23 protein-coding genes and 1 pseudogene are annotated in these 26,176 nt (G+C 69.8%); 13 read left to right on the top strand and 11 right to left on the bottom strand.

Translation table 11 applies throughout. The features are described 5' to 3' along the window. Positions 1 to 653: 653 nt before the first annotated feature. Positions 654 to 2,255, bottom strand: coding sequence for an FAD-binding protein (locus OG933_RS01120; protein ID WP_362532893.1), 1,602 nt, complete (start codon positions 2,253 to 2,255; stop codon positions 654 to 656). Between the two features lie 273 nt (positions 2,256 to 2,528). Between OG933_RS01120 and OG933_RS01115 the strand changes: the two genes are divergently transcribed. The 6 genes from OG933_RS01115 (at position 2,529) to OG933_RS01090 (ending at position 8,635) form a co-directional block, all read left to right on the top strand. Further along, positions 2,529 to 3,434 (top strand): 2-keto-4-pentenoate hydratase, encoded by a 906-nt coding sequence (locus OG933_RS01115; protein ID WP_405624846.1) that lies wholly within the window; start codon positions 2,529 to 2,531, stop codon positions 3,432 to 3,434. Then, entirely contained in the window at positions 3,431 to 4,393 is a 963-nt protein-coding gene (locus OG933_RS01110; protein ID WP_362532899.1) for an acetaldehyde dehydrogenase (acetylating), read from the top strand. Before OG933_RS01115 ends, OG933_RS01110 begins: the two co-directional genes overlap by 4 nt. Further along, a complete protein-coding gene (gene dmpG, locus OG933_RS01105) occupies positions 4,390 to 5,403 on the top strand; it encodes a 4-hydroxy-2-oxovalerate aldolase (RefSeq protein ID WP_362532902.1) in 1,014 nt (337 codons plus the stop codon). Before OG933_RS01110 ends, dmpG begins: the two co-directional genes overlap by 4 nt. Positions 5,404 to 5,659: 256 nt before the next feature. Beyond that, positions 5,660 to 6,418 carry an IclR family transcriptional regulator gene (locus tag OG933_RS01100; RefSeq protein ID WP_362532905.1) on the top strand — a complete coding sequence of 253 codons (759 nt, stop codon included), beginning with the start codon at positions 5,660 to 5,662 and terminating at the stop codon, positions 6,416 to 6,418. Positions 6,419 to 6,472: 54 nt separating this feature from the next. After that, positions 6,473 to 7,447 carry a polyprenyl synthetase family protein gene (locus tag OG933_RS01095; RefSeq protein WP_405624845.1) on the top strand — a complete coding sequence of 325 codons (975 nt, stop codon included), beginning with the start codon at positions 6,473 to 6,475 and terminating at the stop codon, positions 7,445 to 7,447. A gap of 99 nt (positions 7,448 to 7,546) precedes the next feature. Continuing rightward, positions 7,547 to 8,635 (top strand): polyprenyl synthetase family protein, encoded by a 1,089-nt coding sequence (locus OG933_RS01090; protein ID WP_405624844.1) that lies wholly within the window; start codon positions 7,547 to 7,549, stop codon positions 8,633 to 8,635. A gap of 25 nt (positions 8,636 to 8,660) precedes the next feature. Here the strand turns inward: OG933_RS01090 and OG933_RS01085 are convergent, their stop codons facing one another. The 5 genes from OG933_RS01085 to OG933_RS01065 all read right to left on the bottom strand — a co-directional run bounded on the left by OG933_RS01085 (position 8,661) and on the right by OG933_RS01065 (position 12,643). Further along, entirely contained in the window at positions 8,661 to 9,980 is a 1,320-nt protein-coding gene (locus OG933_RS01085) for a wax ester/triacylglycerol synthase domain-containing protein (RefSeq protein WP_405624843.1), read from the bottom strand. Between the two features lie 5 nt (positions 9,981 to 9,985). Further along, positions 9,986 to 10,651: a hypothetical protein gene (locus OG933_RS01080; RefSeq protein ID WP_405624842.1), complete on the bottom strand. Its 666-nt coding sequence runs from the start codon at positions 10,649 to 10,651 to the stop codon at positions 9,986 to 9,988. 73 nt (positions 10,652 to 10,724) lie between these two features. Continuing rightward, on the bottom strand, positions 10,725 to 11,498 hold the full coding sequence (locus tag OG933_RS01075) for an ABC transporter permease (RefSeq protein ID WP_405624841.1): 774 nt from the start codon (positions 11,496 to 11,498) through the stop codon (positions 10,725 to 10,727). A gap of 29 nt (positions 11,499 to 11,527) precedes the next feature. Further along, a complete protein-coding gene (locus OG933_RS01070; RefSeq protein WP_405633182.1) occupies positions 11,528 to 12,148 on the bottom strand; it encodes an ABC transporter ATP-binding protein in 621 nt (206 codons plus the stop codon). Positions 12,149 to 12,250: 102 nt separating this feature from the next. Further along, positions 12,251 to 12,643, bottom strand: a complete 393-nt coding sequence (locus tag OG933_RS01065; RefSeq protein ID WP_405624840.1) for a DUF6233 domain-containing protein — start codon at positions 12,641 to 12,643, stop codon at positions 12,251 to 12,253. A gap of 80 nt (positions 12,644 to 12,723) precedes the next feature. Here OG933_RS01065 and OG933_RS01060 point away from each other — a divergent pair, with 80 nt between their 5' ends. Next, on the top strand, positions 12,724 to 13,044 hold the full coding sequence (locus OG933_RS01060; protein ID WP_405624839.1) for a hypothetical protein: 321 nt from the start codon (positions 12,724 to 12,726) through the stop codon (positions 13,042 to 13,044). Between the two features lie 398 nt (positions 13,045 to 13,442). Next, the gene (pip, locus tag OG933_RS01055) at positions 13,443 to 14,414 is read left to right on the top strand and encodes a prolyl aminopeptidase (protein WP_405624838.1); all 972 of its coding nucleotides are present in this window, start codon (positions 13,443 to 13,445) and stop codon (positions 14,412 to 14,414) included. Positions 14,415 to 14,589: 175 nt separating this feature from the next. Here pip and OG933_RS01050 read toward each other — a convergent pair whose 3' ends face one another. From OG933_RS01050 to OG933_RS01040, 3 genes and pseudogenes are all read right to left on the bottom strand, one after another. Further along, complete coding sequence (locus OG933_RS01050; protein WP_405624837.1) at positions 14,590 to 14,862, bottom strand: hypothetical protein; 273 nt, start codon at positions 14,860 to 14,862, stop codon at positions 14,590 to 14,592. Between the two features lie 238 nt (positions 14,863 to 15,100). Next, positions 15,101 to 15,232, bottom strand: a pseudogene (locus tag OG933_RS01045) (hypothetical protein); the annotation flags it as partial. A 478-nt stretch (positions 15,233 to 15,710) separates the two neighbouring features. Continuing rightward, positions 15,711 to 16,919, bottom strand: a complete 1,209-nt coding sequence (locus tag OG933_RS01040) for an Ig-like domain-containing protein (protein WP_405633180.1) — start codon at positions 16,917 to 16,919, stop codon at positions 15,711 to 15,713. Between the two features lie 1,430 nt (positions 16,920 to 18,349). Between OG933_RS01040 and OG933_RS01035 the strand changes: the two genes are divergently transcribed. Together OG933_RS01035 and OG933_RS01030 are read left to right on the top strand one after the other, a co-directional pair. Further along, positions 18,350 to 18,838 (top strand): hypothetical protein, encoded by a 489-nt coding sequence (locus OG933_RS01035; RefSeq protein ID WP_405624836.1) that lies wholly within the window; start codon positions 18,350 to 18,352, stop codon positions 18,836 to 18,838. A 128-nt stretch (positions 18,839 to 18,966) separates the two neighbouring features. Continuing rightward, positions 18,967 to 19,170, top strand: a complete 204-nt coding sequence (locus OG933_RS01030; protein WP_405624835.1) for an ANTAR domain-containing protein — start codon at positions 18,967 to 18,969, stop codon at positions 19,168 to 19,170. Positions 19,171 to 19,196: 26 nt separating this feature from the next. Here the strand turns inward: OG933_RS01030 and OG933_RS01025 are convergent, their stop codons facing one another. Beyond that, a complete protein-coding gene (locus OG933_RS01025; RefSeq protein WP_405624834.1) occupies positions 19,197 to 19,976 on the bottom strand; it encodes an NAD(P)H-dependent oxidoreductase in 780 nt (259 codons plus the stop codon). A gap of 138 nt (positions 19,977 to 20,114) precedes the next feature. On the opposite strand from OG933_RS01025, the gene OG933_RS01020 reads away from it, so the two are divergent. Together OG933_RS01020 and OG933_RS01015 are read left to right on the top strand one after the other, a co-directional pair. Next, a complete protein-coding gene (locus OG933_RS01020) occupies positions 20,115 to 20,963 on the top strand; it encodes a helix-turn-helix transcriptional regulator (RefSeq protein WP_405624833.1) in 849 nt (282 codons plus the stop codon). A 964-nt stretch (positions 20,964 to 21,927) separates the two neighbouring features. Next, entirely contained in the window at positions 21,928 to 23,781 is a 1,854-nt protein-coding gene (locus OG933_RS01015; protein ID WP_405624832.1) for an FAD-dependent monooxygenase, read from the top strand. A gap of 162 nt (positions 23,782 to 23,943) precedes the next feature. On the opposite strand, the gene OG933_RS01010 is transcribed toward OG933_RS01015, so the two are convergent. Then, entirely contained in the window at positions 23,944 to 24,633 is a 690-nt protein-coding gene (locus tag OG933_RS01010) for a ScbR family autoregulator-binding transcription factor (protein ID WP_362536493.1), read from the bottom strand. Between the two features lie 234 nt (positions 24,634 to 24,867). Here OG933_RS01010 and OG933_RS01005 point away from each other — a divergent pair, with 234 nt between their 5' ends. After that, a complete protein-coding gene (locus OG933_RS01005) occupies positions 24,868 to 25,797 on the top strand; it encodes an NAD(P)H-binding protein (RefSeq protein ID WP_405624831.1) in 930 nt (309 codons plus the stop codon). The last annotated feature ends 379 nt before the right edge of the window (positions 25,798 to 26,176 follow it).

The following is a 26,176-nucleotide window of genomic DNA, read 5'->3' as shown; positions in this document are numbered from 1 at the left end:
ACGTTGCCTATCCGATCGGCCACGTCGGCCATGATGACCACCGCCCTCGCCCGGGTCCGGCCCGGCCACTACGACGTGACCGGTCAAAGGGGGCGCCGGCCCCGGTCACCGTCCACCGTGACGCGCGCGCGACACGCCGGGGCAGGGCGTGAGCCAGGGGCGCTCGAAGCGCTCGGTACTCGCTCTCACCTACCTTGCAAAACCTGGGGTGTTCAAGGTGCCACCGAGGCGTTCGGCTACGGCGTTTCTGTAACGCCGTTCCGCGACGCCCGCCGCTGACGGCAGGCCCGTACCCGGCAACGGTCCGAGCAGTACACCGCCGCCCTCGACCGCTCCACCCCCACCGTCCACGACCGCTCGCACACCGGGCACTCCGCCTGCTCTCCCCGCTGCATCGCGGCCACCCGTTGCCGGGTCCGCTGGAGCCTCCGCCACTGCCGTGACCTGCATCGACCCGAGCAGAACACCGCCTCCGCCGCCATCGTCTGCGGCAGCGGATCACCGCACTCCCGGCAGTACCGCCGAGCCGTCCCGCCAGCCCTCACACCTCAGATCATCCAGGCGCACGCACCTCACGGCCAGGGATCAAAAACACCTACTGAGAACGTGACCGTGCCCGGGACACCCTCGGTGTCCCGGGCAGCGCTGTGTGGTCAGTCCGTCGCCCCGGCGATGTCCAGGACGGCGAGGTAGGCGAAGGCGATGCTGGAACCGATCGGGGTCCCCGCACCCGGGTAGACGCGTCCCGACATCGCGGCCGCGGTGTTGCCGCTCGCGTAGAGCCCGGGGATCGGCTGCCCGTCCGGCCGCAGCACGCGCGCGTGCTCGTCCGTCTTCAGGCCGCCCTTGGTGCCGATGTCGGCCGGGAGGATGGTCGCCACGTAGTACGGCGCGGTGTCGATCGGCAGCAGCAACGGGTTCGGCCACTCGGTCTCCGGCTTCGCCGGGAAGTTCTGCCGGGGGTCGGCCGCGAAGGGGACGATGTGGTGGAACATCTGGTCCCACACGCTCTCGCCGCGGTGGAACCGCTCGTCGACGCCGCTTCGCGCGTACCCGTTGAACTCCTCCACGGTCCGGCTCAGGGCGTCGAAGGGGACACCGATCAGCTGCGCCAGCTCCTCGAGCGTGTCGGCCTTCTTCAGCGCACCCGACTCCAGCCACTCGGGGCGTACCGGTTCGTCGGGCGGGCCGCCGAAGCTGTCCCGGTCCATCAGACGCTGGTCGAAGATCCAGTGGGCCGGGATGTGACTGACGCCCGTGGAGTTGTGCCGACGGAGGATCTCGTGCCCGACCTGGTCGTACGGCCGTGACTCGTTGACGAAGCGTTCGCCCGCGCCGTTGACCCAGATCCCGCCCCGGGTGCCCGTGTGGAAGACGGGCCGGCCGTCCGGCTGGACGAGCCCCGCCACGAACCAGGCCTCGTCGAGCAGATCGGTGGCCGCGCCCGCGGCGACACCCGCCCGCAGGGCGTCACCCGTGTTGGCCTCGACCCCGTTCGACCACTCCCCGGTGAGGGGCGGCTGGTGCTTCTCACGGAGCTCGCGATCGTGCTCGAAACCTCCGGCCGCGAGGATCACCCCCCGCGTGGCTCCGATCCGGACCCGCTCACCCTCGCTGACGGCCTCGATCCCGACGACCCGGCCGTCCTCGACGATCAGGTTCTCCAGCGCGGTGTTCAGCCGCAGCGTGCCGCTGCCTGTCTCCAGGAACGCCGCCAGCGCCCGGCCGGCCAGCGCCCGGCCGCCGGAGACGACCGGCCCCTCGTCGAAGCCCCACCGCTCGGTGGGAAGCGAGCGGCGGACGAGTCCGGCGTTCTCCTTGAGCTCCGCCAGTTCGAGGGGCAGCGGGAAGATCGTGTGCCCGGTGGGCGAGGCTCCCGGTGCCGACGTGAAGTAGTCCGGAACCGGCCCGTGCATGAACGACTGGAACCAGGGGTTCTTCTCCAGCTCGTCGATCAGCCCGACTCCGGCCGCCAGATACGCGTCCTGGAGAGCCTCCCGGGAGGGGTCGGCGACGATGTCCCGAAGGTACGCCCGGGCGTCGTCGACGTCTTCGCCGAGACCGGCCCGCCGCAGCGGGGCGCAGCCGGGAAACCACACCCCCGCGCCGGAGTAGGCCATCGTGCCGCCCACCCGGTCGGTCTTCTCGATGACGAGCGTGCGCAGGCCACGCGCCGCCGCCACATACGCCCCGACCAGACCTCCGCCCGACCCTACGACGATCACATCGTAGGCATCCTCGTTGATGCTCACCATGACCTCCTCATGAATGCCACGTTCCTGGTGGGGAGTTGGGGACTGCGACCAGAGGCGGGGCGTCCGACGGTCCCGCCTGCCGCGGCGTCAAGGCCATCAGCCGTCCAGCGGTTCGCCCGCCGACGGTAACGAGCCATCGTCCCTGTGCCGTCCGGCCATCTCGCTCAGCGAGACCGCCCGTGGCCGGCTCCCCAGTCCCGCTGAGCGGAACGGTCCTCACTGCCGTACGCGACAGCCGATCAGGCTGGGGACAGGCACGAGTTGAGGATGCGAATGAGAGACGTTTGGGAACCGAAGGTCGTCGCGGACCGTGCGACCGCCGTGGCCGAGGCGGCCGCGCGACTCGCGGCCGCGGCCCGCGACCGGAAGCCGTGCGCACCCGTGCGTGATCTGCTCGGTGCGCGGGACGTCAGCCTCGCGTACGCCGTTCAGCAGCGGGTCATCGGCGACCGGGTCGCCGCCGGGGCACGGGTCGTCGGCCGCAAGCTCGGGCTGACGTCCGCGTCGGTGCAGCGACAGGTCGGTGTCGACCGGCCCGACTTCGGCGTCCTGCTGGACGACATGGATGTCACCGCGCTGCCGGCCGTCCCCAGCGAGCGGCTGCTTCAGCCCAGGGTCGAGGCGGAGATCGCGTTCGTGCTCGCCGCCGATCTGGACGACGACGACCTTGACGTCGAACGGGTCCGGTCGGCGGTCGGACACGCCGTGGCCGCGCTGGAGATCGTGGACAGCCGGGTGGCCGACTGGGACATCGCGATCACGGACACGGTCGCCGACAACGCGTCCAGCGGCCTGTTCGTCCTTGGCCGACAGGCCGTCGGACTGGGGGAGTTCACGCCCCGGGACGTGACCATGCGGCTGTACGCCGACGGCGAGCTCGCGTCCGAGGGCGACGGCGCGGCCTGCCTCGGCGATCCGCTCGCCGCGCTGCTGTGGCTGGCGCGCACCGCCCGGGAGTTCGGCGATCCGCTGCGCGCCGGGCAGGTCGTGCTCTCCGGCGCCCTGGGTCCGCTCGTCCCGACACCGCCGGGCATCACCGTGCGGGCGGAGATGTCGGGCCTCGGCTCGGTGACGGCGACCTTCTCGCCCAGGAACCCGACGGACCCCGACCCCGACCCCGACTCCGACCCCGACTCCCGCCCCGACCCCGCCCCCGAGGAATTCAAGGAACACGGATGACGAAGACCAAGGTGGCCGTTATCGGCTCCGGCAACATCGGCACCGACCTGATGATCAAGGTGTTGCGCCTGTCCGACACCCTGGAGATGGCCGCGATGGTGGGCATCGACCCGGACTCGGACGGGCTGGCGCGCGCCGCCCGCCTGAAGGTTCCCACCACGCACGAGGGGGTGGACGGCCTGATCCGCATGGACGGCTTCGACGACATCGGGATCGTCTTCGATGCCACGTCGGCGAAGGCTCACGTCGAGAACGCGAAACGGCTCGCCCCGTACGGCAAGCGCCTGGTCGACCTCACCCCGGCGGCTCTCGGGCCCTATGTCGTGCCACCGGTCAACCTGGACGAGCAGCTGGACGCGGCCGGCGACGCCGTCGACAACCTCAACATGGTGACCTGCGGCGGGCAGGCGACCATCCCGATCGTCCACGCGGTCAGCCGTGTCACACCGGTGCCCTACGCCGAGATCGTCGCCTCGATCTCCTCGAAGTCGGCCGGACCGGGGACCCGGGCCAACATCGACGAGTTCACCGAGACCACGGCCGGCGCCATCGAGAAGGTGGGCGGCGCCCGCCGGGGCAAGGCGATCATCGTCCTGAACCCGGCCGAACCGCCGCTGATCATGCGGGACACGGTGTACTGCCTGATCGGCGAAGCGGATCACGACGCGATCCGGGCCTCTGTCGAGGAGATGGTGGCCGCGGTGGCCGAGTACGTGCCCGGCTACCGGCTCAAGCAGAAGGTCCAGTTCACCCCGGTCCCCACCGGCGATCCGATCCACACCCTGCTGGCCGACGGCGACACCTCCACGCCGACCACCAAGGTCTCCGTCTTCCTGGAAGTGGAGGGCGCCGCCCACTACCTGCCGGCCTACGCCGGCAACCTCGACATCATGACCTCGGCAGCCCTGCGCGTCGCCGAACGCATCGCCCGGCGACTGACCACCGAGGTGACCAAGTGACCGCCACCCGAAGGCTCTACGTGCAGGACGTCACGCTCCGGGACGGCATGCACGCCATCCGGCACCGGATCACGCCCGAGTTCGTGTCCCGGATCTCGGCCGCCCTCGACCGGGCGGGCGTGGACGCGATCGAGGTCGCGCACGGCGACGGCCTGGCCGGCGGCAGCCTCAACTACGGGCCGGGCAGCAACACCGACTGGGAGTGGATCGAAGCGGCCGCCGACGCCATCGACCGCACGGTCCTCACCACCCTCCTCCTGCCCGGCATCGGCACCATCGTCGAACTCAAGCGGGCCTACGCCCTCGGCGTCCGGTCGGTGCGCATCGCCACCCACTGCACCGAGGCGGACGTCGCGGCCCAGCACATCTCCACCGCCCGGGAACTGGGCATGGACGTCTCGGGCTTCCTGATGATGAGCCACATGACGTCCCCGGAGACCCTGGCCGGCCAGGCCAGGCTGATGGAGTCCTACGGCGCGCACTGCGTCTACGTCACCGACTCGGGGGGCCGGCTGACCATGGACGGCGTGCGCGAGCGCATCCGCGCCTACCGGGACGTACTCGACCCGGACACCCAGATCGGCATCCACGCACACGAGAACCTCTCCCTCTCGGTGGCGAACTCCGTGGTGGCGGTGGAAGAGGGGGTGACCCGGGTCGACGCCTCGCTCGCGGGACAGGGCGCGGGCGCGGGGAACTGTCCGATCGAGCCGTTCATCGCCGTCGCCAACCTCTACGGCTGGAAGCACGACTGCGACCTGTACGCCCTGCAGGACGCCGCCGAGGACCTGGTCCGCCCGCTCCAGGACCGGCCGGTGCGCGTCGACCGGGAAACCCTCACTCTGGGCTATGCCGGGGCCTACTCCAGCTTCCTGCGCCATGCCGAGGCCGCGGCGGAGCAGTACGGCCTCGACGCCCGCACCATCCTGGAGGAGGTCGGCAGGCGCGGCCTCGTCGGCGGGCAGGAGGACATGATCGTGGACATCGCCCTCGACCTCACCCACGGCTGACGCCGACAGGATGTACCGCTCTCCGGAAGGATTCTTCCGGGGGAGCGGTACATTTTTGCGTTGTCCAAAGAATGGACCGTACGCTCCAATGAATCGGTGCACGACTCTTTCTTTGCGGCCCGCGGCATTGATACCTTGACGCCGGCGCCGAACTAGAATTGATTTCAGTTTGATCAGAGAGGCACCGACGATGACGTCTGCCCTTCGCCTGAGCTCGCCATCCGCCGTGGTCGACGGGCCTGCGTTGCCTCCGTCGATGATGGAGCGTGTGACGCTGATCATGGACCTTTTCACCCGTCCGCAGACCCACCTGACGCTCGAAACGGTGTCCCGCCGGACACACCTGCCCCGCTCGACCACGCATCGCATACTCGACCAGTTGGTCCGGCTGGACTGGCTGCGCCATACGGTGGCCGGATACACGCTGGGAACGCGGGCGCTCGGCCTGGGCGGCCGGGAGATCGGGCACAGCGCGCTGCGGGCCGCTGCCGCACCCCACCTGCTGGACCTGGCCGTGCGTACCAGGATGGTCGTGCATCTGGCCGTGCTCGACGGGCCGGACATCTACTACCTGGACAAGGTGGGGGGCCGGGCGGCGGTCGACATACCGTCGAAGGTCGGGGGCCGTGCCATCGCGCACTGCACCGGGCTCGGCAAGGCCATGCTCGCCTGGCTGAGCCCGGAGGAGATCGACGCGCGGTACGCGCAGGTGATCGAGCGTCGTACCCACCACAGCATCGGGCGCCTCGACCAACTCCACCGCGAGCTGGGCCTGGTGCGCCGCCGTAACGGACTGGCGATCGACCGGGGCGAGTGTTTCCCCGACCTCGGCTGCGTCGGCCTCGCGCTGTGCGGGCCGGAAGGGCCGGTCGGTGCGATATCGGTGGTCGGAGACGGTCGCTCCTCACTGGAACTCGTGGCCCCGCTGGTGGTCAACGCGGTGCGGGCCGTCTCCGAGCACCTCTTCGGCGCGGCGGAGTCGTACCGCCGGGACGTGCCGGACGTCGTCGGATAGCCGGACCGAGGAGAGCCGCCCCGGTGGGACCCGGGGCGGCTCTCCTCGGTCCGGGTGCGTCACCCGCTCGAGGTCGCGGGCATTCTGCGGGACTTCTTGGCTGCTGGCGGCAAGCGCATCCGGGCCCTGCTGTGCGTTGTGGGTTGGCATGCCGCGGGCGGGGGCGGGGGCGGGGGCGAGGACAGGGCGGCCGTGCTGAGAGTGGCGGCGTCGCTGGAGCTGTTCGTGGCGTTCGCGCTCATCCACGACGACATCATGGACGACTCGGACACACGCCGGGGCCGCCCTGCGGTCCACCGTGCCCTGTGTACGCGCCTAGGTCTGTCCCCGCGGGCGGAGAGGCTCGGTGCCGGCGGTGCCCTTCTGGTGGGCAATGTCGCCCTGATCTGGTCACAGGAGTTGCTGCACACCGCCGAACTGTCCGTCCAACGGCGCCGCGCGGTGCACGCCCTGTACGACGCGATGCTGGAGGAGGTGATGTACGGCCAGTACCTGGACGTGATGGGCACCGGCCCCGATGACGACGTCGACGCGGCTTTGCAGGTCGTCCGCTACAAGACCGCCACGGCGACGGTCGAGCGTCCCTTGCAGCTGGGAGCCGCCGTCGCCGGCGCCGACGACACCACCCTGGGCCTGTGCACAGCGCTGGGGCTGCCCCTGGGGGAGGCGTTTCAGATCAGGGACGACCTGCTGGACGTCTTCGGCAGCGCGGACGGTGCGTGCGCGCCCGGCCTGGGGGACCTGCGGGAGGGGAAGCGCACCGTTCTCCTTGCTCTGGGTCTGCGCGCGGCCACCCCGGCGCAACAGCGTCGCTTGCGCGACCTGGTCGGCCGGGCCGATCTCGACACACAGGGGGCAGCCGAGGTGCGGGCCATCTTGGAGAAGACCGGCGCGCGGCAGCGTACCGAGCGCATGATCACTTCACGTTATGAACAGGTCCTGCGGGTGATGGATGCGGCGGCGCTGCCGCCGGCCGCGTCCCGGGCGCTGCGCGGACTGGCCGTCACCGCCACCCAGTACACCTCCTGAGCACCAGCAGCTTCCGGCACACGTGGCCGGACACAGCACTGTCCGGCTCCTGGCGCCGCGGAATTGTGAGCGCCTGGCACTACGAATGGGACCTTTCTCGTGACCAATACCGCTCTTCCCGTCGACCAGGTCAAAGAGCGCTTCGCCGCCTATGAACGCCGCTTCAACGCACGGTTCGAGCAGTACTTCCGCGACCTGTCAGACAGCTTCGAGGCCCCGTCGTCCAGTTGGTTCACCCCTGAATGCCTCGGCCTTCTGCGGGACGTGTCGGTGCGGGGCGGCAAGCGCCTGCGGGTGGCGTTCATCTACGAGGCGGCCCGGCTGGTGACGCCGGATCCTGTGCCAGGACTGGAGGAGGCCGCGCTGAGCATCGAACTGCTGCAGACGCACGGGCTCGTCCACGACGACATCATCGACGACGGTCCCGTCCGCCGGGGCGGCCCCTCCACCTACTACGCCTACAGGGAGAGGTTCCCCGACCGTCCGCAGGACGCGCTCGGGCTTGCCGTGCTCGCCGGCGACCTCGCGCTGGTCCTGTCCCTGCAGGTGCTCCTCGACTCGCCCGCTCCTCTCCCGGTCCGTCACGCCATGGTCGGGGTGCAGACCGCGGCGGCCTCCGCCATGATCGTGGGCCAGATCACGGACATCGAGCGGGACTTCACCGACATCCCGTCCGAGGAACTCCTGCACGCGGTGTCCGACTACAAGACCGCCCACTACTCGATTCTCGCGCCCTTGCAGCTGGGTCTGCTGGCCGCGGGCGAGGAGCCGGCCCGCTTCGATGCGCAACTGCGCCGCTACGCGCGGCTCGTGGGAATCTACGAGACGATGCGGGACGACTACCTCGACCTGTTCGGCGACGCGCATACCATGGGCAAGTCCACCGGCCGTGACCTGCGCGACGGCAAGCGCAGCTACACCATCGCCGCTCTGCTGGCAGCCGTGAGCGGCACCGAGCGGGCGGTGGTGGAAGCCGCACTCGGCGACTCGTCCTGCATACCGGAGGCGGTGTCCGACGTCCGGGAGATTGCCACGAGTTGCGGGGTCGAGCAGAAGATGCGGGCGGACATGCAGCGTTATGCGGAACTGGCCTCCGCGGAAGCCGCCGGCTGGCGCCCGCGCTGGCGTGAGGAGGCCGTCACCCTCTTCGAGCGCCTGCCGCTATGGAGCGTCGAACGGGCCCTGTGACTGCGCAGACCGCCCCGGCGCGTGATCATTCGGTAGACGGCCCAGCTGCCGTTGCCGCGGCGGCTCCGGGGCTGGCCGTCGGCCGTTCAATGGCTGCCGACAGGTCTTTCAAGGCCTGCCGCCACTGTGCGGGGAGGCTGTCGGCGCCGGGGAGGGCTTCGTCGATGCGGAAGCACACGCTCGCCTCACCGGCATGGACGAGCATGACGACCGCCAGGGGCGCGCCGGGCGGGCAGCACATGACGGGATCGATCCGGTTCACCACCGCGTCGCCGTAGCGGAGGCGCTTGCGCATCACCAGGCAGGAAGCTGCGAGGGTGAGCCGGCCCGGGGCAGCACTCATGGCCACGAGGCGCCGAAGAAGCCCGGTAGGCAGGCGGGTAAGTGCCGCACGGAGTACGGCCCGGTGTCCGGGCAGCTTCAAAGCCTCGGTAGCCGTGCGGGTATGGGCAAGCCGCCGGGCGAGGGACATGTCACCGCCCGGAAGGTCGACGCGGGTCAGGAAGAGACGATTACCGGGGACCGCCCACTCGTCGGCCGTGCGCAGGCTGACGGGAACCATGACGGGAATGGGGGCCTGGGCGGCGCGCGGCCAGGCGGTGCTCGCCCACCCCGCGATTGCGTGGCCCAGAGCGGTGAGGTAGACGTCGTTGATGCTGGCGCCGCCGTCGGCACGGGCCGCCGCCTTGAGCAACGCCGCGGGTGCGTGGACCCACGAAGTGCGGCGGCGGCTGGAAAGCGGACGCGAGGGCGACGTCCACACATGGTGCTTCCTGGCATGCCGCAGCAGGACGGCGGCGCTGCGCAGTACCTGCCGCAGCCGGGTCCGCGGCTCGGCGGGCGGTGACCGCAGTACCGTCGGAGGCTGCCCGGTGGGCGCGTCCGGGCCGAAGAGGGCCTCCATGATCGCGACGATGGTGCCGCCGTCCTGGACGGCGTGATGGGTCAGGTACAGCAGCGCGAACCCGTCGGCGACTTGTCCGTGCAGCAGGACCAGGCGCCAGGCCGGGGCGTCCTTGGGCCAAGGGGCGCGCATCAGGTCTTGTACCGCGGCCTCGAGAGCTTCGGGGCCGCTGGCCACGCGACGTGCACTGACGTGATGTGCGGGGTCGGGAACGGCGTGTACCCACTGAGCCTGCCTGCCGTCACCGCGCAGGAGGTGCGCCATGCACGGAAGGCGGGAAAGGCGCGCGGCCACGTACTCCTGAAGGTCAGGCAGCGCGGGAACGGCGCCGGACAGATGCAGTACCGCACCGATCGTGGAGGCGGCGTCCGGGTGCTCCGCGCGTTGTGCCAGGTCGCGCAGGAAGAGATCGGCGGCGCTGGGAGGGAGGAAGGTTCGCATCTCTGTTATCGAAGGAGGTCGAAAGCCGCGTTGCTGACGGCCGCGCCCACACATGCTCCGACGGCCACCTGGGCGATGGTGTGGCACCGGAGCCGGACTCGTGACCAGCCGATCAACGCCACCAGCGGCGCGGACAGTGCCCACCACGGCCCGTAGAGCGAGGCGAGGACAGCCAGGGCGCCGGCCGCGACCGCGGAATGCACCGACACCTTCCACAGGAAGGTGATTGCCAACAGTACGAGCAGCACGGCCAGCATCGCGGCCACCAGCGCACGGACGTCACGTGTGGCTTCCAGCCCGTACAGCAGCCCTGTACCGGTGACGACCGAGGCCAGGACGACGGGTCCGGCTACCAGACGTTCCTGGCGTTGCCGTACGTGCCGGTCGCTCCAGTAGCTGCGGCGTTCGCCCTGGCGGAGGATCACCGAGGGCAGCACGCTGGTGAACACGGCCGCGAGCAGGCCCCACCCGAATCCCTTGGTGCCGTCGGCGTGCCATCCGATCAGCGGCGCCAGGGCCAGCATGCAGTTTCTCGGCTCGAACCCGTCGCTGACGAACCACGCACAGCGCGCGTCGCCCCGGGCCGGCACCCCGGACACTTCCCGGCATGCGGTACGAAGGACCGGGCCCGCATCCCGCTCGGTCACCACCGGGGTCTCCTGCTCGGACACTCACGCCCCCTGCCCTTGTGATACCTGCTCGAGCGGATACGCCCCCCGGCACAACGACCCCGAACAGCCTTGGTCACGGCGCCGAAATGGTCTCCACCACACCCGCCGTGGATGCTCGGGCCGGCCGGTGGATGCGGGTACGCAGGGCGAAGGCGGTCATACCGAGTCCCGCCATGCCCAGCGCCCACCCGAAGCCCAGCAGCAGACAACTCCAGGGCATCACGTGCAGGCCGGCGGCCGTCACCGCAGTCTGTAACGCGCCGTGGGCTGGCAGGTACCGCACCAGGGCACTGTCCGACTGCGGGTTGATCAGCGGGTTCTGCAGCAGCAAATCGATGGAGCTGATCATGATGGCCAGGAACATGCCGGCCAGCTCACTGCGCACCACGGCCGCGAGCACGATGCCGATGCTGCCGTAGATCAGCGCCCCGGTGAACATCCCGGCGGCGAATACCACCGGCTGCACCGGCCGCCAGAACAGATGCATCCACGCGGTGGCATAGACGGCGACCGCCGCCGCCACCAGGACGAGCGAGGCGCACTTCGCCAGGGCCAGACATGATCGCGGAAAGCCGGCCTGCACCAGACGCCGGTCGAAGACGGCGGAGCGGACCGTGGCGACGAACATCATGAACGCGATGACCAGCGCGAGAGCCTGCAGCGCTCCGACGACCTGGGTCAGAACGTTGCCGTCCATGACCACGAAACGGCCGACCGGACGGACGTAGAACCGCAGCGGTGTCTGCGCCACCACTGCGTAGGCCAAAGTGGTCCACAGCGGAACGAACAGGAGCACGATGAGCAGCGCCAGCCGGTTGCGGGCCTGCTCGACCAGCGCGAACCGCATCGCCGTGCCGAAACAGGCCTGCCAGTACTTCATGAGGCCACCCCGGCGGTGGCGGTCCGCTCGGTCTCCCGAAGAGCCCCGCCATCCAGGCGGTACAGGATGTCCAGGCGGGAGACGTCGTAGGCGAGGTGGGAGACCACCAGCACCGCGCAGCCCCGGTCCCGCAGAGCGGCGGCCAGGTTCCAGAACCGCAGGTAGGTCTCCCAGTCGAAGCCCTGATACGGCTCGTCCAAGAGCAGCACCTGCGGATCGTGCATCAAGGCCAGGACCAGGTTGAGCTTCTGGCGTGTGCCGCCGCTGAGTGTCTCCACCCGCTCGTATCGGTAACTGGTGAAGTTCAGCTCCTCCAGCAGTTCGTAGGCCCTGGTCAGACGGCTGATGTCATAGGCGGCCTGGAAGAACCGCAGGTGCTGCTCGACGGTGAACGCCTGGTGGAGCACGGTCTCCTGAGGGCAGCAGCCCAGCCGGCCCGCTCGCTCCACGGTGCCGCTGTCCGCAGCGAGATCCCCGGCCAGGATCCGCAGCAGCGTGCTCTTGCCAGCCCCGTTCTCCCCGACGACGCCCACCAACTGCCCCGGACGGAGATCCAGCGACACCCCGCGCAGTACGGGACGCTGCCGGTAGCTCTTGCATACATCCCGCACGTCCAGCACCGGACCGACCGCGCTCAGCGCTCCGCCCTCCACGCCCACCGCCTTCCTCAGAGTCAGCCTGCGCGAGGCAGCGCCCGACCGAATGCGGTCACGATCTCCTCAGGCGCACCGCCCCAGCAACGGCCGGACGCCGGTGGTAACCCGCAAGGTCCCCGGCCCAGTCATGCAACGACGACGACCGTCACAGGACACGACTGAGCAGGCGCTGCTGCTGACCGACGCCAAGCCGCCGACTGGCTCACCGCCACGGCGGCCGGAGAGATCTGACCCCCCTCGGATGCGCCACGGGCCCCGGACCGGGCGGCGCCGCTTGCTCGCCATGTGGCAATCGCCGGCGTGGATCTGGACGGGTGCGAGTCCGGCGCCGATGCCGAGCTCGACCGTCCATTGCGGGGCTCGCGGCGGTGGCGCCGGCCGTGTTCGGTTTCTGCCTGCCGCTGCTGCACGGCGGCGATCTTCGCGTTGATGCGGGTCAGCCGCATGGTGTGCCACATCCGCAGCGTCTCCAGAGGCCCTCGGGCTGGTCGGCAGAGGTGCGGCTGTAGGTGTGCCCGCAGGTAGGGGAATCCGACTTGCTGGCCGTCGCTGTGTACGGGGTGCCGGGCCCGTGGCACGTCACGACAGCACCGTCGCCCATCACCCACACGATTTTCGAGACCTTCGCGGTCGCCGTGACCGTCACGCCACCTGCAGATGCGCTCGCCGTGTTCGGTCCGTACGTCGTGGCGCTCTGGTTGACCCACATCCACATCCACATCGGCATCCCGACCGGGTACTTGCCTGCGGGGCGGGGGCTGGCGATGGCGGGTCCGGTGAGCTTCATGGAGTCGACGGCCCGCTGGGCGAGGACGGCCGGGTCGACGGCGGCTGCCGCGGGGCGGCCGACGCCGTAAGGGTGGGGGCGGTGGACTCTGCCGCGTGGTGTCATCCCGCCGCTGCAGCCGACCACGGTCGCGCAGAGTACGGCCGTCAGGGCGGTGAGACGGGTGCGAGTGCGAAGCGCTTCGATGGCTAACGGTCCGGTGGTGGATTGTCTGGTCACGTCCCCTCTCCGTCATGACACGGGTGTGGTGCACGTGTGCAACCGCAAGGCTACGCACATGCCCGTCAACTTCCCAAGGGCATGGGGAGTTCGCGCGCCGGGCCGCCGGTTCCCGTCTGTCCGCCGGTTGCCGGGTGGCCGCGAGCCTGTTTCTGATCTGGGCCTGTCGGGGGTGTCCCTTGGCGATCTCGTGTGTAAGCGGAGCGGTTGTAGGGTGCCGGAGTCGTGACGCAGGGTGGAGGGTGCCGGATGAACGAGCGTGAGCTGTATCCCCTGATCGAGCCCTACGAGAAGGGCATTCTCGACGTCGGTGACGGCAATCGCGTGTACTGGGAGGTGTGCGGCAATCCACGTGGCAAGCCGGCGCTCGTCGTCCACGGAGGTCCGGGATCGGGTTGCGGCACGGGCGTGCGCCGGTATTTCGACCCGGAGCAGTACCGGATTGTGCTGTTCGACCAGCGAGGTTGCGGCCGTAGCGTCCCGCACGCCAGCGACCCAGCGACCGACATGCGGTCCAATACCACCTGGCATCTGGTCGACGACATGGAGCGACTGCGGAAGCATCTAGGAATCGACAACTGGCTGCTTTTCGGCGGCTCTTGGGGTTCCACGCTCATCCTGGCCTACGCGGAACAGCACCCCGAGCACGTGTCGGAGATCGTCATCTCCTGTGTCACCACCACCCGGCGCTCGGAGATCGACTGGCTCTACCGGGGCGTGGGCCGGTTCTTCCCCGAGCAGTGGGAACGCTTCATCGCCGGTGCTGGCCTGTCCCCCGACGGCGACCTGGTCACGGCTTACGCCCGCCTGATGGAGCATCCCGATGCCGCCGTCCGGGACAAGGCCACGGCCGACTGGTGCGCATGGGAGGACACCGTCCTGTCCGGGGAGACCAAGGGCGCCTTCAACGCGTACGGAGATCGTCCTCCGGCCTCACGGCTGGGCTTTGTTCGGATCTGCTCCCGCTACTTCTCCCACGGCGCGTGGCTGGAGGAGGGTGTTCTCCTTCGCGAGGCCGGACGGCTGGCTGGCATCCCCGGGGTGCTGGTCCACGGCCGGCTCGACATGGGCGGGCCTCCTGACACCGCCTGGGCGCTTCACCGGGCTTGGCCCGATGCCGAGTTGATCGTGGTCGAGGACGCCGGGCATCTGGGCACCGTCACGACGCGCGGTCATGTGCTCCGTGCCCTCGACCACTTCGCCGAGGGAGGTGACACATAGGACCGTCGTGGTGATGCGACACTCGGCTGGCTTGAGACCTGGTGACCCCTTGGTGAGACTGACCACGGTCAGGGGCGAGATGATCAGTCGCGTTGGGCCTCGTGGGAGGCCGGCTGCCCGCTTCTGCGGGTGATTCGCCTAGAGGCTGTCTCTTCTGTGTGTGACATCGTCGTGCTCATGATCGCGTCCTGGTTGGGCGCTTGCCAGGGCGGGCGCGGATGAGGCGCCTGGCACCTCCCGCCGCGCCCGTCATCCGGAACAACGCCACGGTGAGCGCGAAGAACACAGCGACAGACAGCACCTGCGTCACCACGGACACGACTGCGATGCCCTGCGTGGCCTCTCCGACCATCAGCATGATCACGTTGCCGCAAAGCCAGCCGGACCAGATCCGCAGCTTCTCCACACGCACAGCCTTCTGTACTTCGCTGTAACCGGCCATCAGCATCCCCCAAGGACAATTTGTGGCCGGATCGTACTGCTACCTGCAGGCAGCCGGCCCGGGTGAGGGGAGGGCCTCCACTGACGGCAGTGTCGAGGACCTCGCACATCACGGCGCGGTGATGGTGATCGGCGGCGCGGCCGGACGCGCGGCGCGCCAGGCCGCATACGACATCGCCAGGGCTCAGAGCCGAGAATCCTTGGCTGAGGAACATGTCGATGACCTCGACCGTCCTCATGGTGCCGCCGGGCTTGCCGTACGGCACCAGTTCCATTGTGGCGTGCCGTCGCACATCGGCATCCAGCCTCAGCCACTTGTGCAGGTCGGATAAGGCTTGCTGTCCTTCGTCGGCAGTCGTCTCGGCCCGGATGCGCATGCCTTCGCCCAACCTTTCCATCTCGCCCACGATAGGGAAGGTTGCGCCTCCTGGAGCCGAAACGCCGATCGGCAGGAGCGCGGCCCCTGCCCACGGTAGTGGGGTGGTTGCAGCCGTCCACCGAGATCGTTCGGGTGGCGCGGAGCGACAGCAGCAGGACGAGCGTGCGCTGCCACTGTCGGCCTTCCGGGACCGGCCGCCCCGCAGGAATCGCTACAGGGCGCGAGGGGTTCTCGGGCGGTGGCCGCCTGTTCCATGAGTTGGCAGACCAGGCGACGCCGATGAGCGGAGCGCGACGCCGGTATTGCCACCGGTCCGATTCTCGCCGCCGAACCCGGCTTTTCCGTTCCTCGTATACGGGGTGCCGGGCCCCGGGACGAGGGCTGTCCGAGCGTCCTGAGGTCGCGGGCAGTGGCCGGCATCGTGTCGCCATCACCTGGCGGAGGGATGCCGGTTCGGCTGCTGGGGTGGCGTGAGATCAGGTGGTCGGGCCGCCCGCGACCCACTCGCTCCACGGCATGTTCCAGTCGCTGAGGCCGTTGTCCGGGGCCAACGTGGTCTTGTCCGTGGAGTTCTTGACGATCACGACGTCACCGATCATCGAGTGGTCGAAGAACCACGCGGCGGGCCGGCTGTCGTCGTCGCCGCCCCTGACATCCTTCAGGCCTACGCAGCCGTGGCTGGTGTTGACCTTGCCGAAGACCGAGTCGGTACCCCAGTAGTTGCCGTGGATGAACGTGCCCGAGTCGGTCAGGCGCATGGCGTGCGGTACGGCCTTGATGTCGTACGAGGGCTTGCCGTCCTTCTCCGTGAGGCCGACGCTCGCACCGTTCATGTGGATGTGCTTGAACTTCTCGGAGATCACCATCTGGCCGTTGTACGTCGGGTGTTCGAGGCTGCCTGACGAGATCGGGATGGTCTTGATCGTCTTGCCGTCCCGGACGACGGTCATCTGTTTCGTCTTCGCGTCCACGGTGCTGATCTGGCTTCGGCCGATCTTGAACGTGACCGTCTTCTGGAGGCCGTGGCGGTTGAGCGAGACGGTGACGGTGGAGCCGGACTTCCAGTACTTCTCGGGGCGGAAGTCCAGGCGGTGGTCGTTGAACCAGTGACCGACGACCCGCTGGCCGCTGCTGGAGCTGACCTGGATCTCCGACTGCACGGCGGTCTTGTCACTGATCGCCGTGTTGAAGTTGACCGACACCGGCATGCCCACGCCGACGGTCGAGCCGTCCATGGGGGAGAGGTGCCCGATGAAGTCGTTGGCCGGGGAGACCGTGGTGATCGTGGCGTTACCGGTGGCGGAGCGGCCCTTGGCGTCCTCGGCCTCTGCGGTGATCTGGTACTGGGTGGCACGCTCCAGTCGGCCGTTCGGCTTCCAGGCCGTGCCGTCCGCGGACAGGGTGCCCCGGATCTCGGCGCCGGTCGCGACAGCGGTCATGGTCACTTTGGTGAGCTTGCCATTACTGGCGGCTACACCGACTGGACCGTCGATCCCTACGTTGTAGGCGCCTTGCCCGGGCGTGATCTCTATTCGGGCGTCGGAGGCCTTCTGGGTGCCCGCCTTATTTGCCGGCGCCTGCGATGTCGGTTGGTTCCCGGCATCGTTGCCGCCGGTGGCAGCGATACTCGTGCCGCCCAGGGCCGTGACTGCGAGTACGCCCCCGAGCACTCCGGCCGTAGCCATCTGCCCGGTGCGTCGTCTGTAGAGCGTGATCAAGCACTTCTCCCTGTCGCTGGTCTGTGCATCCCTGTGTTGATCGCCGAAGGAGCGCAACTGTCTGTGAACCTACTTATAGGCAGATCTCTTCTCCAAAATGGGTAAATTGTGATGAAAGCCATGCATTGTCGAGCGCTTCGCCGAAACAAGGGCCCGGGCCTGGGACTGCGGGTGCGAGCAGGTGGTCCCGGAGCGGGAGGGGCCGCAGAAGTCGGAGGGCCGGCGTCCTGATCGGCCCTGCGGAGCGGGACGAGACCAGAGCCGTGTGCGTCGTCGAAGGGCGGCACGGATAGTCGAGGTCGCCGTCGAACATGCGACGGATGGTGTCCAGGAGCACTGCGGCCACGTTCGCTTCCAGGCCGCTGTCGCCGGTTCCCTTTCCACAGGCCTCCGCGTGCCCGTATTGGCCGAACGAACTCGGCCACCTCGACCTCGCGTACGCGCTGCTCCAGCGCCAGGAGTGCTTCTTGGACGGCGCCCCGGGCTTTCGCGGCGGTGAGGCCGGCACCGGCAGCGGGCGGCTGCGGGGCAGGCGCGGGGTCGGTCGGCTGGACGGGCGCGGCCGCCGGCTCACCGTCCCCCGACCCGGCCGTCGGACCCCCGCACCGGACCAGCTCACCTACATCGCCGACTTTGCCCGGCCCCCGCTGGTGGATCGCCGGCACCGACGGTAGGCCGCCACGGGCCGCTACCCAGTACGAGCGGGCCAAGGTCGCCGGCCTCGCCGTGCATAACGCGATCCGCGCCGCCCGCACAGCACCCGCCACACTGGACAAAGCCCCAGCTGCCCCACCGCGCGCTCTGACGACCACAACCGTGACCAGGAGCGGCCGCACCCCACGTCATCGACCACCCGGATCGGGACACTGCCCTCACCCCTGCGCAACAGGCCGCCGCCGTCCACACGCACCAGCAGGCCGTGATGCCCGAGGAGTACCCAGAGAGCCGTACGACCGACCCGGCGACGTGGTGCACACCCCGGAGGATCCGAAGCGGCCTGCGCCTTTCACAGACGAGGCAGATGCCCGCCGCCGCGCGCTTGCCGAGCGGAAGCCCGAGAGCCGGCCGACGTGATCGGCCCCGCCGGCCAGCAGCACCGCACCCCAGCAGCAGCGCACCCCAGCCCCGCCGGAACAGAGGAGCCGACCGCTGAAGGGGATGCCAACCGGCCAGCGTGTGGCCGATCTGAGTCTTCGCCCTGTCAGGGTCTCGGGGTGGATCGAGAATCGGGAAGTGGGCGTCCGACATGGGAGGAACCCTTGACCGACCTGCATAAACCGCCGGAGCCGTTCGACAGCTATCCCCACGACGGCGTGAAACGCCGGCACGGCGCTACGGCCACGGCCGGCCTTACGGGGCGCCGTGGGTACCGGCACACCACCCTCGAGGAGTAGGCCGTGTGGCCCAGCATCGTTGCCGTGCTCGGCACCCTCGCCGGTGTCGCTCTCGCGGGCTACACCCAGCGTGCGACAGACAAGCGGGCGCGGGACGCCGCGCATCGCCAGGAGGTGACGCGAGCAGTCGCGGATCTGCTGGAGGCCGTGGTCCGGCACCGGGAGGTGCACTGGCTGGCCGTGGCCGCTCGGCGAGCGGGTGACGCCGAGACGACCGAGGAGCGCTCCGCGCGGGCGTCAACCCGCAGCGCGGCCACCGTCGCACGGGACCGGCTCGGGCTCCTGGTGCTCACGGACCCCGCGCTACTGGGCGCCGCTGAGACAGCCTGGAGGACGGCGGTAGATCTTCCCGACATCGCCTTGGGCCCGGTGGCAGACAGGCGATTCCAACCCGACGTCGAGACCGCCCTGGAGGCCGCCCGGGAACGGTCCCGGGGCGCGCATACGGCACTGCGGATAGCGGGGGCGGCGTACATCAACACTGGTCACTGATCCTCCGGCGCATAGCCCCGCTCGTGGCGGGCGAAGGCCACCAGGAGTTCGGCTTTGCCGGAGACCTTCGTGGAGGTCATCGAAGCCGACGCCGGCGCCTGCATGTCGGCCAAACACCGTAGGCGTCGATGTGTGCAGCGCTGATGCCGTTCACGATTCCCCGTGACGGCGTCAGCACTCCAGTTGCGGCAGGCGGTCGATTCCTGGCGGTGGTCGACCAGGCGATCGGTGTTCTCGTGGCGGTTCACCGGATCCCGCCGACCGTCGGGTTCGAGATGCTGCGCGAGGTGGCCCAGCACACCGACATCAAACTGCACACGGTCGCCGAGTAGCCCGACGACGCCGGCGAGGACGAGGCTCAGCCGCGCAGGTGCAGACCGAAACCCGTGCGGCCCGCAGGCTCCAGCCCCTCCTTCAGGTGCAGCGAGGGGATCTCGTAGTCGCCGAAGTTCTGCCGCCGGAACGGGATCGGCTCGGTCGATTTCAGGGTGAGCAGGCGCTGCTCCCAGACCTTGGCGACGTCCGGGTAGTCCTCGTCGGTCATCCGGTCGGTGCCGTACAGCACGAACGGGGGCAGCACCTCGATGCCCGGGTAGTAGAGGATGCCGTGGTGGATCGGAAACAGCAGATCGTCGATGGGGCCGTTGATCCCGCGAGCGGCGTAGTGCGACTCCGGGCCGCCCGCGGTCACCGACAGTAGAGCCTTTCTGCCCGCGAGGGTGCCTTCGCCGAAGCGCTCGCCGTACTTGGTGTCGCTGTGCTCGCCGACGCCGTAGGCGAAGTGGAAGGTGAACACCCGGTCCACCCAGCCCTTGAGGATCGCGGGCATGGAGTACCACCACAGCGGGAACTGGAAAATGATCGTGTCGGCCCACAGCAGCTTCTCCTGCTCGGCCAGAACGTCCGGCGTGAGCGTTCCGGCGTCGAATGCCCGGCCCGAGTTCCGAGCGACTTGCAACGGACTTGAGGCGTCGGGGCCGTAGTCCGCGGCGTCCACGACCGCCTTCCAGTTCATCGCGTACAGATCGCTCACCCGTACCTCGTGCCCGGCGCTCTCCAACGTGGACACCGCGAGATCCTTCAGCGAGCCGTTGAGTGACTTCGGCTCCGGGTGGGCGTAGACGATCAGCGTCTTCATGGGAACTCCTTCGGATCGGATGCCTTCGATCCTGGACGCCACCGCCCCCGGCGTTCAGGGACGCCTCTTCCACCGGACGGGACTTCCTGGTAATAGCAGGGCCACCTTCACAGGCCGTACCGAGGCCATACTGGGGCCATGGACGATCTTGCGGGCTTCCTGCGGACCCGGCGCTCCCGGGTCGACCCGGCAGCCGTCGGCATCCCCACCGACAGGCGCCGCAGGGTCGAAGGGCTGCGCCGCGAAGAGGTCGCGCACCTGTCCGGAGTCAGTGTCGACTACTACGTGCGCCTGGAGCAGGGCCGGGCGACCCAGCCCTCCGAGCAGGTCCTCGACGCGCTCGCCCGGGTCCTTGGCCTCGACGAGACCGAACGCGGGCACCTTGACCGGCTCGCCCGGCAGCGCCGCCGCCGCGCGAAGGCGCCGGGCGGCAGGGTCCGGCCCGAGCTGCTGCGCGTCCTCAACCTGGTCACCGACGCACCCGCGCTGATCATGGACCACCGCCTGGACGTGCTCGCCGGAAACCGCCTCGCCGGGCTGCTCTACGGCCGGCCGATGCCGGGCCTGAACACCGCCCGGCACATCTTCCTCGATGAGGCAGAGCGCGGCCTGTACGCGGACTGGGAGAAATGCACCCTCGACGTGGTCGGGCACCTGCGCCTGGCCGCCGGCCAGTACGCCGAGGACCCCCGCCTGGCCTCTCTCATCGGTGAGCTGGCGATGGGCAGCGAGCGCTTCCGTCGCCTCTGGGCCCGTGCGGACGTGCGCGCCCGCACCCATGGACGCAAGGCGTACCGGCATCCGCTGGTCGGACTGCTGGAACTGCACCAGGAGAACTTCGCGCTGCCCGACGAATCAGGCATGGAGCTGCTGGTGCTGTCCGCGGCCCCCGGCACCCCCGCCGAGGACGGACTGCGCCTGCTCGCCGGCATGGGGGTGGACAGCGACGACGCGCATCCCACACTGAACGCTCAGGTCCGCCAGTAATTCAACGACGCCCACCCGCCGGGAGGGCGTGCCTCAACGCGCTGGAGACCTTGGGAAGCCAGCATGGACGTATGCCTGGGTGTAGGGCGTGCACCGGCCTCGCCTCTGCTGATTCGGGTTCGGGTTCGGCGTCGTGGCGTACGACTCTGGTTCGGGAGCCGGAGGGGCCGCACGAGCTTACGGTTGCCAAGTGCAAGACGGCAGGATCGCGAAGAGACCGTCCCAGCTCGCATCGTCCAATTTCTTTTTCAGCGGCGGCTGGGACGGCAGCGACTGCCAGTAGTGCGGAAGATTCGCCACGTTCGGAGATGCGTACTTCGGCGACGGGCAGGCGATCACGAGTACTTCCGAGGGGGGCCGGGTTGGAGGCTGCAGCGTCCGGCGGTGCTTGCGAGTTCGGCAAGCGCGGCGTGGACAGGTGCTGCTGCCCGGCGGTCACGGGCGTTCCGGCAGACGCACGCGGAGCCCTCGTGCGAGGAGGGGATCACTCAGGGGCGCTGCGGGCCGGTCTTCCGTCTGTGTGTCGACGGACTGCGTGACGTGGCCGATGTTCCGGAATCGGCCTGGCTGCCGGCCGTGGTCGGGGGCGGTGTCTGTGCGGGCGGGCGGAGTACGTTGCGGCGGGCCGGGGGGTGTGTCCCGCGCTTCTGTGTGTGTGGCCTGTGTCGCTGCCGGACGCCGGGACCCGGTCGGGGCATTGTTCTGGCGGTCAGGGTCTTCGGGCCCTATTTGGATGTGGGTGGCGGGTTGGTGGTGTGTGGTTGGGGGTGGGGTTGTGTTCCCCTTGCGAAGAACCGCATAACCGGTATATTTCTGCTCGTTCGCATGGGTGTCCGGTTCTGGAGGCGTCAACTGGCTTGCGGGGGGAGGGAGTTGTTCCGGTAGAGAGGGGGCCGGTCCTGCATGTGGCCGGGGTTGTTTGTTTGTGTTGACCGTGTTGGGTTATTGGCGGGGGGAGCCGGCGATGACGGATGTTTTGGGTGTTTCGGGTGTAGTGGAGGCGGATGTGGTGGTGGTGGGGGGTGGGCCGGTGGGGTTGGTGGTGGCGTGTGAGTTGGCGGTGCGGGGGGTGCGGGTGGTGGTTTTGGAGTCGGAGGTGGTGGTGTCGGGGAGGCCGAGGGCGACGACGGTGCATGCGCGTGCAGTGCAGTGTCTGGTGCGGCGCGGTTATCTGGGGGGGTTGGTGGAGTGGGGGCCGGGGAGTGGCCGTTTCCCGGCTTCTGGCGGGTCGGGTGCTGTCGTTGCGAGCGGTGGCTTTGACCGGGCCGGTGCTTCGGACGGGATGGGTGTTCCTGACCCCGGTGGTGTTGCGGGTCGTAGTGAAGACGCTGCCCCGGGCGGTGTTGAGGGCTTTGCCACTGAGGGGGTCGGTGCTACCGGGCCGGGTGGTGTCTCTGGTTCGGGTCTTGGGTCAGGGGTTGGTTCGGGCGTTGGTGGTGTGGGTGGTGGGGTGGGGTTTCATTTTGGGGGGATTGGGGGGTTGGTTGTTTCGGCGCCGGGTGTGGAGCCGGTGGCGGTGATGAAGTGTGAGCAGGAGGTGTTGGAGCGTCATTTTGAGGCACGGGCACGGGGGTTGGGTGTACGGGTGTTGCGTGGGTGTCGGGTGGTGGGGGTGCGGCAGTGGCGGGGTGGGGTGGTGGTGACGGCGCGGGGTGCGTTCGGGTCGGTGGTGTGCCGGGGGTTGTTCGTGGTGGGGGCGGACGGGGCGCGCAGTGTGGTGCGGGAGCAGGGGGGGTTTGAGTCGCGGGTGTATCCGGCGACGGTGTCTGCGTTGGCGGGTGATGTGCGGGTTGAGGGTGGGGTGTTGGGGGTGGGGTGGCATCGCACGGAACGGGGCTGGATTGTGGTGAAGGAGGGGGTGGGGGGCAGGCTGCGGTTGCGGACGGTGAATTGTGCGAGGCCGTGTGCGCGGTGGCGGGTGGAGCCGACGTTGGAGGAAATGCGGCGGGAGGTGTCGTGGATCGCGGGGCGGGAGGTGGTGTTGGGGGAGCCGTTGTGGCTGAGCCGGTTCAGTGATTTTTCGCGGGTGGCTTCTTCGTACCGGCGGGGGCGGGTGTTTTTGGCGGGGGATGCGGCGCATGTGCATTTCCCTGTCGGGGGGCAGGGGTTGAGCACGGGGCTGCTGGATGCGGTGGATCTGGGGTGGAAGCTGGCGTTCGCGGTGCGGGGGTGGGCGGATGAGGGGCTGCTGGACACCTATGACCAGGAGCGGCGGCCGGCTGCGCAGCGGGTGATCGACCATACGCGGGCGCAGGTGGCGTTGATGCGGCCCGGTCCTGAGCTGGAGCCGTTGCGGGCGTTGTTCGTTGAGTTGCTGGCGGGGGGTGGGGAAGCGGGGGTGCTGGCGTCGATGGTGAGTGCGCAGGACACGGTGCTCCCGGCGCGGGGGCGGGGCCGGGGGTACTGGGAGGGCAGGTTCTTGCCCAATGTGGAGCTCGTGACCGGTGAGGGGCGCACGGATGTGATCGCGCTGCTGGGCGAGGGCCGACCGCTGCTGCTGCTGTTCGGTGCGCGGGGTGCGGGCGGCCGGTTCGAGGAGCAGGCCCGCGGGTGGGCGGGGCTGGTGCGGGTGGTGCATTGCGAGGAAGTGGCGGGGCTGGAGTGTGCGGCGCTGCTGGTGCGGCCGGACGGCTATATCGCGTGGGCGTCCGGCCGGGAGGGCCCGGCGGGTGTGCTGGAGGCGTATTTCGGTGCGCCGACGCACCCGCACACCCCCATGCCGGCATCGACCTCGACAACGGCATCAACACCGGCCGCGACAGTGGCCCCAGTGAGGGCACCAACACCGGCGTTGGCATCGACCTCGACAACGGCGTAGGCGCCGACAGCGGCGCAGACATCGCCCTCGACACCGGGGCCGGACTCGGCATCGGCGCCTACCGCGGCACTGGCGCAGGCGCAGATACCGGCGCCGGCATCGGCATCGGCGTCGGTGTCGCATGCGCGGGTGTCGGGTGGGGGTGGGTGTTGGGGTGTGGGGTTAGCTGACGGGGGTGGGTTGGGGGGTGGGGGTGGGGGGGTGTTGGGTGTGGTGGTGGGCGTGTAGTTCGGCGTCGACGGCGGCGCCGCGGGTGCGGGTGAGGTCGACGGAGGCGAGGACGGAGGGCATGACGACGCTGGGCAGGACGTGGCGCAGGAGGGCGTTGACGCGTTGGGGGAGGTCTTGGTGGTCGCAGACGGCCTGGGACATGGCCTGGACGCCGGCGAAGGATCCGACCATGACGTCGGCGGTCTCGACGGCGTTGACGTGGGGGAGGAGTTCGCCTTGGGCCTGGGCTTTTTCGAGGAGGTCGCGGGAGATGTGTGACCAGCGCAGGAAGGGTCCGCTGCGGTCGAGGCCGAGGGCCTGCTGGTCGAGGGAGAGGCGTACGCCGGCGCGGACCATCGCGTCGGTCTGCAGGCGGTGGGCGTGCAGCATGACGGTGTCGACGAACTGCTGGATCTTGCAGGTGCGGTCGGGGATGGGCAGTAGTTGGTCCTGTTCGTGCAGGACTCCCTCGGCGAGGTGTTCCTTGGAGGGGAAGTGGAAGTAGAGCGCGCCCTTGGTCACCCCGGCGGTGGTGAGGATCTCGCTGATCGTCGCGGCCTGGTAGCCGTGTTCCTCGAAGACCTTGGCCGCTGCCGAGAGGATGGTCTGCCGGGTCCGGATCGCCCTGTCCTGTTTCACCACGTTCGGTCTCCTTCTGTTTCGATGAGCCCGGAGACCCATTAAAAAAACCGCCCAGTTTGTATCTTACAGGCGGTTGGGGTTCGTGCACCCCTTGCGGCTGTACGACATTCAATGAGTTGTTCTTGGTCCATCGGGCGGAAGGCGGGGTGTCGGGGCGGTGGGCGGATCGGGCCGGGGCGGGTGGGGACGGGTCGCGGGGCGGCGCGGGCCGGGGCGGGCGGGGAGGGGTGTGCGGTGATTTTGGTGACGGGGGCCACGGGGACGGTCGGGCGGGAAGTGGTGGGGCGGTTGCCGGCCGGGGCGGGGGTGCGGGTGATGGCCAGGGATCCTGCGAGGATCGCGGGGGTGGCTGCGGGGGTGGAGGCGGTGGCGGGGGACTACGGGGATCCGGGTTCGCTGGCGCGGGTTCTGCGGGGGGTGCGGACGGCGTTCCTCGTCACGGCCCGGGTGGGCGGTGGTGACGATGCGGTGTTCGTGGCCGCGGCGCGTGCGGCGGGTGTGCGGCGGGTGGTGAAACTCTCCGCGGCGGCTGTCCTCGACGAGGGGGCGGGTGATCTGATCACGCGGTGGCAGCGTGAGAGTGAGGGGCTGCTGCGCGGTTCCGGTATGGAGTGGACCCTGCTGCGTCCGCGGGCGTTCATGTCCAACTGCCTGTCCTGGGCGGGCCCGGTGCGCTGTGAGGGTGTGGTGCGTGCCCTGTACGGGGAGGCGGCGCATGCCTGTGTGGATCCCGCGGACGTGGCGCGGGCGGCGGTGCGGGTGCTGACCGAGGAGGGGCATGCCGGGCGTGCCTACACCCTGACGGGGCCGCAGGCGCTCAGTGCCGTCGAGCAGACGCGGCAGCTGGGCGCTGTGCTCGGTGTCGCGCTGCGTTTCGAGGAGTTGAGCCCCGCTCAGGCGCGTGCGGCTCTGGCCGGGCGTTATCCGCCGGCGGTGGTCGAGGCGCTGCTGGACAGTGCGCAGCGGCTGAAGGCGGGTGCCAAGGCCGGGGTGCAGGACACCGTCGGCAGGCTGACGGGCCGTCCGGCGCGTACCTTCCGGCAGTGGGCCGCCGCGCATGCCGTGTCCTTCGGCGCGCTCGGTGATGCGGCCGGGCCGCGGCCGCCGCAGGCCGGGCCGCGGGCATCGGGGCCCGGGGCGGGCACGGCGGGCACGGCCCCGTAGGGCCGGTGCCACGCCCCGCGGTCTCCGCGGTCTCCGCGCCTCCGCGCCTCCGCGGTCTCCGCGGTCTCCGCGGTCTCCGCGGTCTCCGCGGTCTCCGCGGTCTCCGCGGTCTCCGCGGCCTCGCGGCCTCAGTGGCCAGGATGTGAGGGGGGCTTGCTGTCTGGCTGGCGGGTCCCGCTGCGGCGGGGAGCTGTCGTGGCCGGGCCGGGGGCGGGCCGGGGGCGGGCTGCCGCAGGGCGGGCTGCCCGGTGCCCGCTGCGCGCCGGTAAGGGGGGAGGAGGCGCGCAGCGGGCGGGGGAGGGGCCCCGGCGCGCCGGCAGGGCCGCGAGGGCCGGCGCCCTGCGGCCGGGCGCCGGCCGGTGCCGGGAGCGGTGCCGCT

The organism is Streptomyces sp. NBC_00016, assembly GCF_045040885.1.
GTDB lineage: Bacteria > Actinomycetota > Actinomycetes > Streptomycetales > Streptomycetaceae > Streptomyces > Streptomyces coriariae.
This window is presented reverse-complemented; position numbering and strand designations above follow the sequence as displayed.